The organism is Streptococcus pseudopneumoniae (assembly GCF_001072665.1).
GTDB classification, from domain to species: domain Bacteria; phylum Bacillota; class Bacilli; order Lactobacillales; family Streptococcaceae; genus Streptococcus; species Streptococcus pseudopneumoniae_S.
Genome location: NZ_JVJI01000055.1, coordinates 24,401 through 37,142 on the forward strand (window position 1 = coordinate 24,401; position 12,742 = coordinate 37,142).

Annotated in this window: 15 protein-coding genes; all 15 read left to right on the forward strand. The window is 43.7% G+C overall.

Annotated elements, in window-relative coordinates; translation table 11 throughout:
• The first annotated feature begins 23 nt into the window (after positions 1–23).
• The 15 genes from nusA (at position 24) to ADH52_RS03665 (ending at position 12,726) form a co-directional block, all read left to right on the forward strand.
• A complete protein-coding gene (gene nusA / locus ADH52_RS03595; protein WP_049510142.1) occupies positions 24–1,160 on the forward strand; it encodes a transcription termination factor NusA in 1,137 nt (378 codons plus the stop codon).
• A gap of 21 nt (positions 1,161–1,181) precedes the next feature.
• Positions 1,182–1,475, forward strand: coding sequence for an RNase P modulator RnpM (gene rnpM / locus ADH52_RS03600; protein WP_023947158.1), 294 nt, complete (start codon positions 1,182–1,184; stop codon positions 1,473–1,475).
• The gene (locus ADH52_RS03605; protein WP_001041390.1) at positions 1,468–1,767 is read left to right on the forward strand and encodes a YlxQ-related RNA-binding protein; all 300 of its coding nucleotides are present in this window, start codon (positions 1,468–1,470) and stop codon (positions 1,765–1,767) included. The genes rnpM and ADH52_RS03605 overlap by 8 nt, the downstream gene beginning before the upstream one ends.
• A 16-nt stretch (positions 1,768–1,783) precedes the next feature.
• Complete coding sequence (gene infB, locus ADH52_RS03610) at positions 1,784–4,576, forward strand: translation initiation factor IF-2 (protein WP_049510143.1); 2,793 nt, start codon at positions 1,784–1,786, stop codon at positions 4,574–4,576.
• A complete protein-coding gene (locus tag ADH52_RS11400; RefSeq protein WP_160312879.1) occupies positions 4,551–4,688 on the forward strand; it encodes a hypothetical protein in 138 nt (45 codons plus the stop codon). Before infB ends, ADH52_RS11400 begins: the two co-directional genes overlap by 26 nt.
• 75 nt (positions 4,689–4,763) lie before the next feature.
• The gene (gene rbfA, locus ADH52_RS03615) at positions 4,764–5,114 is read left to right on the forward strand and encodes a 30S ribosome-binding factor RbfA (RefSeq protein ID WP_001273601.1); all 351 of its coding nucleotides are present in this window, start codon (positions 4,764–4,766) and stop codon (positions 5,112–5,114) included.
• 214 nt (positions 5,115–5,328) lie between these two features.
• Complete coding sequence (locus tag ADH52_RS03620) at positions 5,329–5,511, forward strand: hypothetical protein (RefSeq protein WP_049510145.1); 183 nt, start codon at positions 5,329–5,331, stop codon at positions 5,509–5,511.
• A gap of 265 nt (positions 5,512–5,776) precedes the next feature.
• A complete protein-coding gene (locus ADH52_RS03630) occupies positions 5,777–6,010 on the forward strand; it encodes a DUF1858 domain-containing protein (protein WP_000368739.1) in 234 nt (77 codons plus the stop codon).
• Entirely contained in the window at positions 6,010–7,344 is a 1,335-nt protein-coding gene (locus tag ADH52_RS03635; RefSeq protein WP_049510147.1) for a DUF438 domain-containing protein, read from the forward strand. Before ADH52_RS03630 ends, ADH52_RS03635 begins: the two co-directional genes overlap by 1 nt.
• A gap of 9 nt (positions 7,345–7,353) precedes the next feature.
• On the forward strand, positions 7,354–7,608 hold the full coding sequence (locus ADH52_RS03640; protein ID WP_049510149.1) for a DUF1912 family protein: 255 nt from the start codon (positions 7,354–7,356) through the stop codon (positions 7,606–7,608).
• Positions 7,609–7,703: 95 nt separating this feature from the next.
• Positions 7,704–8,099, forward strand: a complete 396-nt coding sequence (locus tag ADH52_RS03645) for a helix-hairpin-helix domain-containing protein (protein ID WP_000038635.1) — start codon at positions 7,704–7,706, stop codon at positions 8,097–8,099.
• A 282-nt stretch (positions 8,100–8,381) separates the two neighbouring features.
• A complete protein-coding gene (locus tag ADH52_RS03650) occupies positions 8,382–8,960 on the forward strand; it encodes a flavin reductase family protein (protein ID WP_049510151.1) in 579 nt (192 codons plus the stop codon).
• Positions 8,947–9,507, forward strand: coding sequence for a GNAT family N-acetyltransferase (locus ADH52_RS03655; protein ID WP_049510152.1), 561 nt, complete (start codon positions 8,947–8,949; stop codon positions 9,505–9,507). Before ADH52_RS03650 ends, ADH52_RS03655 begins: the two co-directional genes overlap by 14 nt.
• Positions 9,507–10,085, forward strand: coding sequence for an AAA family ATPase (locus ADH52_RS03660; RefSeq protein ID WP_049487954.1), 579 nt, complete (start codon positions 9,507–9,509; stop codon positions 10,083–10,085). Before ADH52_RS03655 ends, ADH52_RS03660 begins: the two co-directional genes overlap by 1 nt.
• Complete coding sequence (locus ADH52_RS03665) at positions 10,078–12,726, forward strand: valine--tRNA ligase (protein ID WP_049510154.1); 2,649 nt, start codon at positions 10,078–10,080, stop codon at positions 12,724–12,726. Before ADH52_RS03660 ends, ADH52_RS03665 begins: the two co-directional genes overlap by 8 nt.
• Positions 12,727–12,742 lie beyond the last annotated feature (16 nt).

Consider the following 12,742-nt stretch of genomic DNA (forward strand, 5'->3'; position numbering starts at 1 on the left):
GAGGATTCAAAAGTGAAGAAAACATGAGTAAAGAAATGCTAGAGGCCTTCCGCATTTTGGAAGAAGACAAGGGAATCAAAAAAGAAGATATCATCGACGCAGTAGTAGAGTCGCTTCGTTCCGCTTATCGCAGACGCTATGGTCAATCAGACAGCGTAGCCATTGACTTCAACGAAAAAACAGGTGACTTTACCGTTTATACTGTCCGTGAAGTGGTTGATGAAGTATTTGATAGCCGTTTGGAAATCAGCTTGAAAGATGCTCTTGCCATTAATTCAGCCTATGAACTTGGTGATAAAATCAAGTTTGAAGAAGCACCTGCTGAGTTTGGTCGTGTAGCAGCCCAATCTGCCAAACAAACCATCATGGAAAAAATGCGCAAGCAAACACGTGCCATCACATACAACACTTACAAAGAGCATGAACAAGAAATCATGTCTGGTACTGTAGAACGCTTTGACAACCGTTTTATTTATGTTAACCTTGGTAGCATCGAAGCCCAATTGTCAAAACAAGACCAAATTCCTGGAGAAGTTTTTGCTTCTCATGATCGTATTGAAGTTTATGTCTACAAGGTTGAAGACAACCCTCGTGGCGTCAACGTCTTTGTTAGCCGTAGCCATCCAGAAATGATCAAACGTTTGATGGAGCAAGAAATTCCTGAAGTTTATGATGGAACTGTTGAAATCATGAGCGTGGCTCGTGAAGCTGGTGACCGTACTAAGGTTGCCGTTCGTAGCCATAATCCAAACGTAGACGCTATCGGTACAATCGTTGGACGCGGCGGAGCGAATATCAAGAAGATTACTAGCAAGTTCCACGCAGCACGTTACGATGCCAAGAGCGACCGTATGGTACCAATCGAAGAAAATATCGACGTTATCGAGTGGGTAGCAGATCCAGCTGAATTTATCTACAATGCCATCGCTCCTGCTGAAGTTGACCAAGTTATCTTTGATGAAAACGATAGCAAACGTGCCTTGGTGGTTGTTCCAGATAACAAGCTTTCTCTTGCTATCGGTCGTCGTGGACAAAACGTTCGCTTGGCAGCTCACTTGACTGGTTACCGTATCGATATCAAGTCTGCTAGTGAATTTGAAGCCATGGAAGAAGCTGGTTCAGTAGATTTGGAAGCAGAAAACGATACTGTAGAAGAATAAAAGCTGCTAGAGGAGGGAAAGATGAAAACGAGAAAAATCCCTTTGCGCAAGTCTGTTGTGTCTAACGAAGTGATTGATAAGCGTGATTTGCTCCGTATTGTCAAGAACAAGGAAGGACAAGTCTTTATTGATCCTACAGGCAAGGCCAATGGCCGCGGCGCTTATATCAAGCTAGACAATAAAGAAGCCATAGAGGCTAAAAAGAAGAAGGTCTTTAACCGGAGCTTTGACATGGAAGTAGAAGAAAGCTTTTATGACGAGTTGATCGCTTATGTGGATCACAAAGTGAAAAGAAGAGAGTTGGGACTTGAATAAGCAAAAGATAAGCAATCTCTTGGGACTTGCTCAACGAGCAGGGCGTATCATATCGGGTGAAGAATTGGTGGTCAAGGCCATTCAAGACGGCAAGGCCAAGTTAGTCTTTCTAGCCCATGATGCTGGACCTAATCTAACCAAGAAGATTCAAGATAAAAGTCATTATTATCAAGTAGAAATTGTAACCGTGTTTTCAACACTGGAATTAAGCATAGCAGTCGGAAAATCGAGAAAGGTTTTGGCTGTGACAGATGCTGGATTTACAAAGAAAATGAGGTCTCTTATGGAATAGAAGAGGAGGACATGATTTGTCTAAGAAAAGATTGTACGAAATCGCAAAAGAACTTGGAAAAGAAAGTAAAGAAGTTGTAGCGCGTGCAAAAGAGTTGGGCTTGGATGTGAAAAGCCACTCATCAAGTGTGGAAGAAGCTGTCGCTGCAAAAATCGCTGCCAGCTTTAAGCCTGCAGCTGCTCCGAAAGCAGAAGCAAAACCTGCAACACCAAAAGCAAGTGTAGAAAAGAAAGCCGGAAAATCTGAGCCAGCTAAACCAGCTGTAGCTAAGGAAGAGGCAAAACCTGCTGAGCCAGTCGCTCCGAAGGCCGAAAAAGTAGCAGCTAAACCGCAAAGCCGTAATTTTAAGGCTGAGCGTGAAGCCCGTGCCAAAGAGCAGGCAGAACGACGCAAGCAAAACAAGGGCAATAACCGTGACCAACAACAAAACGGAAACCGTCAGAAAAACGACGGTCGCAATGGTGGAAAACAAGGTCAAGGCAACCGCGACAATCGTCGTTTTAACGACCAAGCTAAGAAACAGCAAGGTCAGCAAAATCGTGGCAATGAGCGCCGTCAGCAACAAGACTTCCAGCCAAAACAAGCTGGACCACGTGTTGACTTTAAGGCCCGTGCAGCAGCCCTAAAAGCAGAACAAAATGCAGAATATGCCCGTTCAAGTGAGGAACGTTTCAAGCAGACTCAGGCTGCCAAAGAAGCCTTGGCCCAAGCTAATAAACGCAAGGAGCCAGAGGAAATCTTTGAAGAAGTTGCTAAGTTAGCTGAACAAGCGCAACAAGTTCAAGCAGTGGTTGAACCAGCTCCTGTAGCTAAAGAAGCGCCAGTGGATACACGTCGTAAAAAACAAGCTCGACCAGACAAAGAACGTGATGATTATGATCACGAAGAAGATGGTCCTAGAAAACAACAAAAGAATCGAAGTAGTCAAAATCAAGTGAGAAATCAAAAGAATAGTAACTGGAATAACAACAAAAAGAACAAAAAAGGCAATAACAAGAACAACCGTAATCAGACTCCAAAACCTGTTACGGAGCGTAAATTCCATGAATTGCCAACAGAATTTGAATATACAGATGGTATGACCGTTGCGGAAATCGCAAAACGTATCAAACGTGAACCAGCTGAAATCGTTAAGAAACTTTTCATGATGGGTGTCATGGCCACACAAAACCAATCCTTGGATGGGGAAACAATTGAACTCCTCATGGTGGATTATGGTATCGAAGCCAAACAAAAAGTTGAAGTGGATAATGCCGACATCGAACGTTTCTTTGTCGAAGATGGTTATCTCAATGAAGATGAATTGGTTGAGCGTCCACCAGTTGTAACTATCATGGGACACGTTGACCATGGTAAAACAACACTCTTAGATACCCTTCGTAACTCTCGTGTTGCGACAGGTGAAGCAGGTGGTATCACTCAGCATATCGGTGCCTACCAAATTGTGGAAAATGGTAAGAAGATTACCTTCCTTGATACACCAGGACACGCGGCCTTTACATCTATGCGTGCGCGTGGTGCATCTGTTACCGATATTACTATCTTGGTCGTAGCGGCAGATGACGGGGTTATGCCTCAGACTATCGAAGCCATTAACCACTCAAAAGCGGCCAACGTTCCAATCATCGTAGCCATTAACAAGATTGATAAACCAGGTGCTAACCCAGAACGCGTTATCGGTGAATTGGCAGAACATGGGGTTATGTCAACTGCTTGGGGTGGAGATTCTGAATTTGTTGAAATCTCGGCTAAATTCAACCAAAACATCGAAGAATTGTTGGAAACAGTCCTTCTTGTGGCTGAAATCCAAGAACTCAAGGCAGACCCAACAGTTCGTGCGATCGGTACAGTTATCGAAGCTCGCTTGGATAAAGGAAAAGGTGCGGTCGCAACCCTTCTTGTTCAACAAGGTACCTTGAATGTTCAAGACCCAATCGTTGTCGGAAATACCTTCGGTCGTGTCCGTGCTATGACCAATGACCTTGGACGTCGTGTTAAGGTTGCTGGACCATCAACACCAGTTTCAATCACAGGTTTGAACGAAGCGCCAATGGCAGGTGACCACTTTGCCGTTTACGAGGATGAAAAATCTGCGCGTGCAGCAGGTGAAGAACGTGCCAAACGTGCCCTTATGAAACAACGTCAAGCTACCCAACGTGTCAGCCTTGAAAACCTCTTTGATACCCTCAAAGCTGGTGAACTTAAGTCTGTTAACGTCATCATCAAGGCAGACGTACAAGGTTCTGTTGAAGCCCTTTCTGCCTCACTTCAAAAGATCGACGTGGAAGGTGTTAAAGTTACTATCGTTCACTCTGCAGTCGGTGCGATCAACGAATCCGATGTAACCCTTGCGGAAGCTTCAAATGCCTTTATCGTTGGTTTCAACGTACGCCCTACACCACAAGCTCGTCAACAAGCAGAAGCTGACGATGTTGAAATCCGTCTCCACAGCATTATCTACAAGGTTATCGAAGAGATGGAAGAAGCCATGAAAGGGATGCTTGATCCAGAATTCGAAGAAAAAGTTATTGGTGAAGCAGTTATTCGTGAAACCTTCAAGGTATCTAAAGTGGGAACTATCGGTGGATTCATGGTTATCAACGGTAAGGTTACCCGTGACTCTAAAGTCCGTGTTATTCGTGACGGTGTCGTTATCTATGATGGCGAACTCGCAAGCTTGAAACACTATAAAGACGACGTCAAAGAAGTTACAAACGGTCGTGAAGGTGGATTGATGATTGACGGCTACAATGATATCAAGACTGATGATGTGATTGAGGCTTATGTCATGGAAGAAATCAAACGATAAGATTTTTGCTCCTTTCTTAGGTGGTGAGGGACGCAAGCAAACCGATGGTTCCATCACTTTCCCCATAGCGAAAGAAGCGGATGATTTCAAATTGAACTTCGTTTCAATTTGAATTAAAAATCAAGAAGTTTAAAAATAGCTAGGTCTGCTGGCCTAGCTTTTGGTTCAAAGTAGAGAAAGGAATATCATGGCAAATCATTTCCGTACGGATCGTGTGGGCATGGAAATCAAGCGTGAAGTCAATGAGATTTTGCAAAAGAAAGTCCGTGATCCGCGTGTCCAAGGCGTGACCATCACAGATGTTCAGATGCTAGGTGACTTGTCTGTTGCCAAGGTTTACTACACCATTTTGAGTAACCTTGCTTCAGATAATCAAAAAGCCCAAATCGGGCTTGAAAAAGCAACTGGTACCATCAAACGTGAACTTGGTCGCAATTTGAAATTGTACAAAATCCCAGATTTGACCTTCGTCAAAGATGAGTCCATAGAGTATGGAAACAAGATTGACGAAATGCTACGCAATCTGGATAAGAACTAAGAAGAGGGGCAACCCTCTTTTTTGGTGGAGGAAAAGGCAATAAAACATGCTGGGGAATCTTTCCAGAGTTAAATATTATTAAAAAGCTTTATAAAATTTAGCTTGTATGATACTATAGGAATTGGGAAAGTGAAATAAAGCGATTTTTCAGCAATAGTCAGCAAGACTGGTATCGTCATCATTTTAAAAGTGTAGTTAAACGAGGGAAGAGAATATGGGACCTATCAAAGCTTTTGCTAAAATTTATGGGAATTACTTTTTGACCATGCAAGGTGTAAAAGTAATGAAAACGATAAAGAAAGATGACAATATTGTTGTCGGTCTGGGGAAACTTTTTATTGCAGACAAGTTAATGGATACGGCTCGGTGGCTCATTAAGCCAGAGGAGAGAGAATGAAATTTTTTTTTGGCCTTCTTGCCATTCTTTTTATTAAACCGATTATTGGGATTTTGAAATTCTTTTGGATGATCATCTCTTTTGCAGTCCAATTGCTGTTTTACAAGCTATTATTTAAAATATTGGATTGGCTCTTTAAACTTATTTAGGTCGTAATTCAAGTCGCAGATAACTAGCAGGAACTCCACTGCTAGTTTTTTAATCTCTTTCCTTGTGGTATAATAAAAGCAGTAAAATCATTTTAGAACATTCAATGGAGGTCGTCATGGATAATATCATCGATGTTTCAATTCCTGTTGCAGAAGTGGTGGACAAGCATCCAGAAGTCTTGGAAATTCTAGTGGAGTTGGGTTTTAAACCTCTTGCTAATCCCTTGATGCGCAACACAGTCGGTCGTAAAGTATCACTCAAACAGGGTTCTAAGCTTGAAGGAACTCCTATGGACAAGATTGTCCGCACACTGGAAGCAAACGGCTACGAAGTGATTGGGTTAGACTAATGGCAGATGAACGGATTCATGTCCTACGGGATATTTTGTTAGAATTGCACAATGGTGCCTCTCCTGAGTCGGTTCAGGAGCGTTTTGATGCGACCTTTGCAGGTGTCTCAGCCATAGAGATTTCCCTCATGGAGCACGAGCTGATGAACTCAGACTCAGGCGTCACATTTGAAGATGTCATGGAACTCTGTGATGTCCATGCCAATCTTTTTAAAAATGCAGTAAAGGGCGTCGAAGTAGAGGATACCGAGCATCCAGGTCACCCAGTACGGGTCTTTAAGGAAGAAAATCTGGCCCTCCGCGCGGCCTTGATTCGCATTCGGAGATTGTTAGATACCTATGAGTCCATGGAAGACGAGGAAATGCTTTCGGAGATGCGCAAGGGCTTGGTGCGTCAGATGGGACTTGTGGGACAATTTGATATTCATTACCAACGTAAAGAAGAACTCTTCTTCCCTATCATGGAGCGCTATGGACACGATTCACCTCCCAAAGTTATGTGGGGAGTGGATGATCAGATCAGGGAACTCTTTCAAACAGCTTTAGCGACAGCCAAGTCACTACCAGAAGTGCCGATTAGCAGTGTAAAAGAAGCTTTTGAAGCCTTTGCGACAGAGTTTGAAAGTATGATTTTCAAGGAAGAGTCCATTCTTCTCATGATACTCCTTGAGTCCTTCACCCAAGATGACTGGCTTCAGATTGCGGAGGAGAGCGATGCTTACGGCTATGCCATCATCCGTCCGTCTGAGAAATGGGTGCCAGAACGTCAGCGCTTTGTTGAGGAAAAGAGTGCAGGGGAGCCCGTGCAGCTAGATACGGCAGAGGGTAAAGTTCAACAAGTTATCGATACGCCAGAAGGGCAGTTGACCATTACCTTTACCCCTAAGGAAAAGGAAGCAGTGCTGGACCGCCATAGTCAACAGGCTTTTGGCAATGGCTATCTCTCGGTCGAACAGGCCAATCTCATCCTCAATCACCTCCCCATGGAAATTACCTTTGTCAATAAAGATGATATTTTCCAGTATTATAATGACAATACGCCAGCTGATGAGATGATTTTCAAACGAACACCGTCCCAAGTCGGACGGAATGTCGAACTCTGCCATCCGCCTAAGTACTTGGATAAGGTCAAGACTATCATGAAGGGGCTTCGTGAAGGTACTAAGGATAAGTATGAAATGTGGTTCAAGTCTGAGTCACGAGGCAAGTTTGTCCACATCACCTACGCAGCAGTGCACGATGAAAACGGAGAATTCCAAGGTGTGCTGGAGTATGTTCAGGATATCCAGCCCTACCGTGAGATTGACACGGACTATTTCCGTGGATTAGAATAAGGAGAAAAAATGAGTTACGAACAAGAATTTATGAAGGAATTTGAAGCCTGGGTCAATACCCAGATTATGATCAATGACATGGCGCATAAGGAAAGCCAAAAAGTCTACGAAGAAGACCAGGACGAGCGTGCCAAAGATGCCATGATTCGCTACGAAAGTCGCTTGGATGCCTACCAGTTCTTGCTGGGTAAATTTGAAAACTTCAAAGCAGGCAAGGGATTCCATGATTTGCCAGAAGATTTGTTTGGTGAGAGAAATTACTAAACGAGATAGATTCTTGATTTTTTACTAAAATCTTGATAGAATATTTATATTAAATCCTTGTCAGAACAGGGATTTTTTATTGAAAGGATTTTATCATGTCAAAGAAACTCAATCGTAAAAAACAATTACGAAATAGCCTCCGTCGTGCAGGTGCTTTTTCAAGTACTGTGACTAAGGTTGTAGAAGAGACAAAAAAAGTCGTGAAACGTGCAGAGCAGTCAGCAAGCCAAGCTGGTAAGGCTGTTTCTAAAAAAGTTGAGCAAGCAGTAGAAGCTACCAAAGAGCAAGCTCAAAAAGTAGCCAATTCTGTAGAAGATTTTGCAGCAAACTTGGGTGGACTTCCACTTGATCGTGCTAAGACTTTCTATGATGAAGGAATCAAGTCTGCTTCAGATTTCAAAAACTGGACTGAAAAAGAACTCCTTGCCTTGAAAGGAATCGGCCCAGCTACCATCAAGAAATTGAAAGAAAACGGCATCAAATTCAAGTAATCTTTCTTGTCCCTTGCATTTCCGTCAAAATCTTGCTACAATATAGCCATTAGAGGTGTTTTGAATCCCACATTTTACAGAAAGTGGCGGTGCTGAGAAGTCCATATATGTGTCAAAACTGGTTGCTAATGGATGAAAAATTGAAATAAAAGTGTCTTTTTGTTTTAAAGACGAGAGTTGCGGGCTCTGCCCGAAATTGGGTGGTACCGCGGATAAATACATTCGTCCCTGTCATGTAGATGGCAGGGATTTTCTTTTGCGTCTTAGTAAAAGGAGGTTGTTATGAAGCAATCTTTTAACACAAGTAAACTCTATTATGGTTTTCCTATCTTCATTTTGGGGTATCAGGATCAGAATTTTGGACACGATATTACGACCTGTAGCTCCTCTTATAGTTTGGGAGATTGGCTAGTCATTGGTGTCGGAGCTGAGGAAAATGCGGCTGAGCAAATCAAGCATTACCAGAAGTTTACTGTAAATATTCCTGATGAAAATCTCATGCTCGAGATGGAGCAGGCTGGTTTTATCAGTCATCGAGAGAAATTGAAACACCTGGGGCTAGACTACGAGATTTCTGAACAGACTCAGTCTCCGATTTTAGAGGCCTGTCCAGTCGTATTGGACTGTCAGGTAGATCGGATTATCGAGGAAGACGGTATTTGTCACATCTTTGCCAAGATTATCGAGCGACTTGCTGATCCAGAACTTTTGGATGATAAGGGACATTTTAAAAATGATCGTTTTTCACCGACTTACTTTATGGGGGACGGTCACCAGCGCGTTTATCGCTATTTAGATAACCGTGTTGACCCTATGGGGAGCTTCATAAAGAAAGCGAGGAAGAAAGATGACAAGAGCTGAACTGCCAGAACGCTTGGAAACAGAACATCTCGTGTTACGAGTCCGCACAGTCGCTGATGCCGAGGATATCTTTGACTATGCTAGTCGTCCAGAAGTCGCCTACCCAGCAGGATTTCCACCCGTCAAGACCTTGGAAGATGAGATTTATTATCTAGAGCATATCCTTCCTGAGCGTAATCAAAAGGAAAATCTCCCAGCTGGCTATGGAATTGTCGTCAAAGGAACTGATAAAGTCATTGGTTCTGTTGACTTCAATCACCGTCACGAAGATGATGTACTGGAGATTGGCTACACCTTGCACCCAGACTATTGGGGGCAAGGCTATGTACCAGAAGCAGCGCTTGCCTTGATTGACTTAGCCTTTAAAGATTTGGGTCTTCACAAGATTGAACTCTCTTGCTTTGGTTACAATACCCAAAGTCAACGAGTCGCAGAGAAACTTGGCTTCACCCTCGAAGCTCGCATCCGAGACCGCAAAGATGCCCAAGGCAAGCGCTGTGATGATTTGAGATATGGCTTGCTGAGGAGTGAGTGGGAGGTGATTTGATGCATCTTTTCATTATTGGGGCTCCGGCTTCTGGGAAAATGACGATTGGTCAAGAGTTATCTCGACTGACGAATGCCACCCTCTTTTATAACCATCAAGCTATCGATTTTGCACTAGAAATCTATCAGGATTATACCGAGGAGATGTGGGAATTTGTTCGTGGAATTACCTTTTCTTTCCTTGGAGCAAGTGCACGAAATCAGCGATATGTGATTTTAACAGATGTAATTGATTTTTCAAATCAGTACCAGCTGCTGTATTTGAAGCAAATTCAGGATTTGTTGAATGACTATCATCAAGAGATTCTTTTTGTTGAATTGGAAACAAGCCTTGAAGAGCGCTTACGTCGAAATCAAACAGAGAATCGATTAAAGCACAAACCCTTAAAACGACATATTGAGGTATCTGAAAGAGAAATTTTAGAGACAGCTGAAACACTTCAATTAAATTCCCAACATCAACCGAATGAGTTGCACCACTACTTTAAAATAAATAATACGAATCTGTCTGCAGAAGAAGCTGCTAAGCAAATTCAAAATAAAATGAACAAAATAGAGAAAGGACAAACCCATGTCTAAAGAACTTTCACCTAAATACAATCCAGCCGAGGTTGAGGCTGGTCGTTACCAAAAATGGCTTGATGCTGATGTTTTCAAGCCTTCAGGGGATCAAAAAGCCAAGCCTTATTCAATCGTTATTCCACCACCAAACGTAACTGGTAAACTTCACCTTGGTCACGCTTGGGATACGACTTTGCAGGATATTATCATCCGTCAAAAACGTATGCAAGGTTTTGATACCCTTTGGCTTCCAGGGATGGACCACGCGGGGATTGCCACTCAGGCTAAGGTTGAGGAGCGCTTGCGTGGAGAGGGCATTACACGTTATGACCTAGGTCGTGAAAAATTCCTTGACAAAGTTTGGGAATGGAAAGACGAATATGCCACTACTATCAAGGAACAATGGGGCAAGATGGGGCTCTCTGTAGACTACTCTCGTGAGCGTTTCACGCTTGATGAAGGTTTGTCAAAAGCTGTCCGCAAAGTCTTTGTGGACCTTTACAAGAAAGGCTGGATCTACCGTGGTGAGTTTATCATCAACTGGGACCCAGCTGCTCGCACTGCCCTTTCTGATATCGAAGTTATCCACAAGGATGTCGAAGGTGCCTTCTACCACATGAATTATATGCTGGAAGATGGCTCACGCGCCCTTGAAGTTGCGACAACTCGTCCTGAGACCATGTTTGGGGACGTTGCGGTTGCGGTCAACCCAGAAGACCCACGCTACAAGGACTTGATTGGTAAAAATGTCATCCTTCCAATCGCTAACAAACTCATCCCAATCGTTGGAGATGAGCACGCCGATCCTGAGTTTGGTACTGGTGTTGTTAAAATCACTCCTGCGCACGATCCAAACGACTTCTTGGTTGGTCAACGCCACAACTTGCCACAAGTCAACGTCATGAACGACGACGGAACTATGAATGAGCTTGCCTTCGAATTTGCAGGCATGGACCGTTTTGAAGCTCGTAAGGCAGTCGTTGCTAAGCTGGAAGAAATCGGTGCCCTTGTTAAAATCGAAAAACGTGTCCACAGTGTTGGTCACTCAGAGCGTACAGGTGTTGTGGTTGAACCACGCTTGTCTACTCAATGGTTCGTTAAGATGGACCAATTGGCCAAGAATGCTATTGCCAACCAAGACACAGAGGACAAGGTAGAATTCTACCCACCTCGTTTCAACGATACCTTCCTTCAATGGATGGAAAATGTCCACGACTGGGTAATCTCTCGTCAGCTCTGGTGGGGTCACCAAATCCCTGCTTGGTACAATGCTGAGGGTGAAATATATGTCGGCGAGGAAGCTCCAGAAGGCGACGGTTGGACTCAGGACGAAGACGTCTTGGATACTTGGTTCAGTTCTGCCCTTTGGCCGTTCTCAACTATGGGCTGGCCTGATGTCGACTCAGCAGACTTCAAACGCTACTTCCCAACTTCAACCTTGGTTACAGGTTACGACATCATCTTCTTCTGGGTGTCTCGTATGATCTTCCAATCCTTGGAATTCACTGGTCGTCAGCCATTCCAAAACGTGCTTATCCACGGTCTCATCCGTGACGAGCAAGGACGCAAGATGTCTAAATCTCTCGGTAATGGGATTGACCCGATGGATGTTATCGAGAAATACGGTGCCGATGCTCTTCGTTGGTTCCTTTCAAACGGTTCTGCACCAGGTCAAGACGTGCGCTTCTCTTATGAGAAAATGGATGCTTCATGGAACTTCATCAACAAGATCTGGAACATCTCTCGCTACATCCTCATGAACAATGAAGGTTTGACTCTTGAGCAAGCAACTGCCAATGTGGAAAAAGTTGTCAACAAGGAAGCTGGTAATGTCACAGACCGCTGGATTCTCCACAACCTCAATGAAACGATCGGAAAAGCTACTGCCAACTTTGACAAGTTTGAGTTTGGTGTCGCTGGACACATCCTCTACAACTTCATTTGGGATGAATTTGCGGACTGGTATGTTGAGTTGACTAAGGAAGTCCTTTATAGTGATAATGAAGAAGAGAAAGTCATCACACGCTCTGTTCTCCTTTATACTTTGGACAAGATTCTTCGTCTCCTTCACCCAATCATGCCATTCGTGACAGAGGAAATCTTTGGACAAATCTCAGAAGGTTCTATCGTTACAGCAGAATACCCAACTGTCAACCCAGCCTTTGAAGACCTTGCTGCCCACACTGGTGTGGAAAGTCTTAAAGACTTGATCCGTGCTGTTCGTAATGCGCGTGCAGAAGTAAACGTAGCACCAAGTAAGCCTATCACCATTCTTGTTAAGACAAGCGATAGCGACTTGGAAGCCTTCTTTAACAGCAATGTCAACTACATCAAACGCTTTACAAATCCAGAACACTTGGAAATCGCGTCAAATATTCCTGCGCCTGAACTTGCTATGTCAAGCGTCATCACTGGAGCAGAAATCTACCTACCACTGGCAGACCTCCTCAATGTCGAAGAAGAACTAGCTCGTCTCGACAAGGAACTGGCTAAATGGCAAAAAGAACTGGACATGGTCGGCAAGAAGCTCTCTAACGAACGCTTCGTAGCCAATGCCAAACCAGAAGTTGTCCAAAAAGAACGAGACAAACAAGCCGACTACCAAGCTAAATACGACGCGACTGTAGCACGTATTGATGAGATGAAGAAGTTGGTGTAACTAGAAAGTATAAAAA

Excerpts from the sequence above, each read along its gene's own strand:
- nusA (WP_049510142.1), top strand. The coding sequence starts at position 24 with ATGAGTAAAGAAATGCTAGAGGCCTTCCGCATTTTGGAAGAAGACAAG.
- rnpM (WP_023947158.1), top strand. The coding sequence starts at position 1,182 with ATGAAAACGAGAAAAATCCCTTTGCGCAAGTCTGTTGTGTCTAACGAA.
- ADH52_RS11400 (WP_160312879.1), top strand. The coding sequence starts at position 4,551 with ATGTCATGGAAGAAATCAAACGATAAGATTTTTGCTCCTTTCTTAGGT.
- rbfA (WP_001273601.1), top strand. The coding sequence starts at position 4,764 with ATGGCAAATCATTTCCGTACGGATCGTGTGGGCATGGAAATCAAGCGT.
- ADH52_RS03620 (WP_049510145.1), top strand. The coding sequence starts at position 5,329 with ATGGGACCTATCAAAGCTTTTGCTAAAATTTATGGGAATTACTTTTTG.
- ADH52_RS03630 (WP_000368739.1), top strand. The coding sequence starts at position 5,777 with ATGGATAATATCATCGATGTTTCAATTCCTGTTGCAGAAGTGGTGGAC.
- ADH52_RS03635 (WP_049510147.1), top strand. The coding sequence starts at position 6,010 with ATGGCAGATGAACGGATTCATGTCCTACGGGATATTTTGTTAGAATTG.
- ADH52_RS03640 (WP_049510149.1), top strand. The coding sequence starts at position 7,354 with ATGAGTTACGAACAAGAATTTATGAAGGAATTTGAAGCCTGGGTCAAT.
- ADH52_RS03645 (WP_000038635.1), top strand. The coding sequence starts at position 7,704 with ATGTCAAAGAAACTCAATCGTAAAAAACAATTACGAAATAGCCTCCGT.
- ADH52_RS03650 (WP_049510151.1), top strand. The coding sequence starts at position 8,382 with ATGAAGCAATCTTTTAACACAAGTAAACTCTATTATGGTTTTCCTATC.
- ADH52_RS03655 (WP_049510152.1), top strand. The coding sequence starts at position 8,947 with ATGACAAGAGCTGAACTGCCAGAACGCTTGGAAACAGAACATCTCGTG.
- ADH52_RS03660 (WP_049487954.1), top strand. The coding sequence starts at position 9,507 with ATGCATCTTTTCATTATTGGGGCTCCGGCTTCTGGGAAAATGACGATT.
- ADH52_RS03665 (WP_049510154.1), top strand. The coding sequence starts at position 10,078 with ATGTCTAAAGAACTTTCACCTAAATACAATCCAGCCGAGGTTGAGGCT.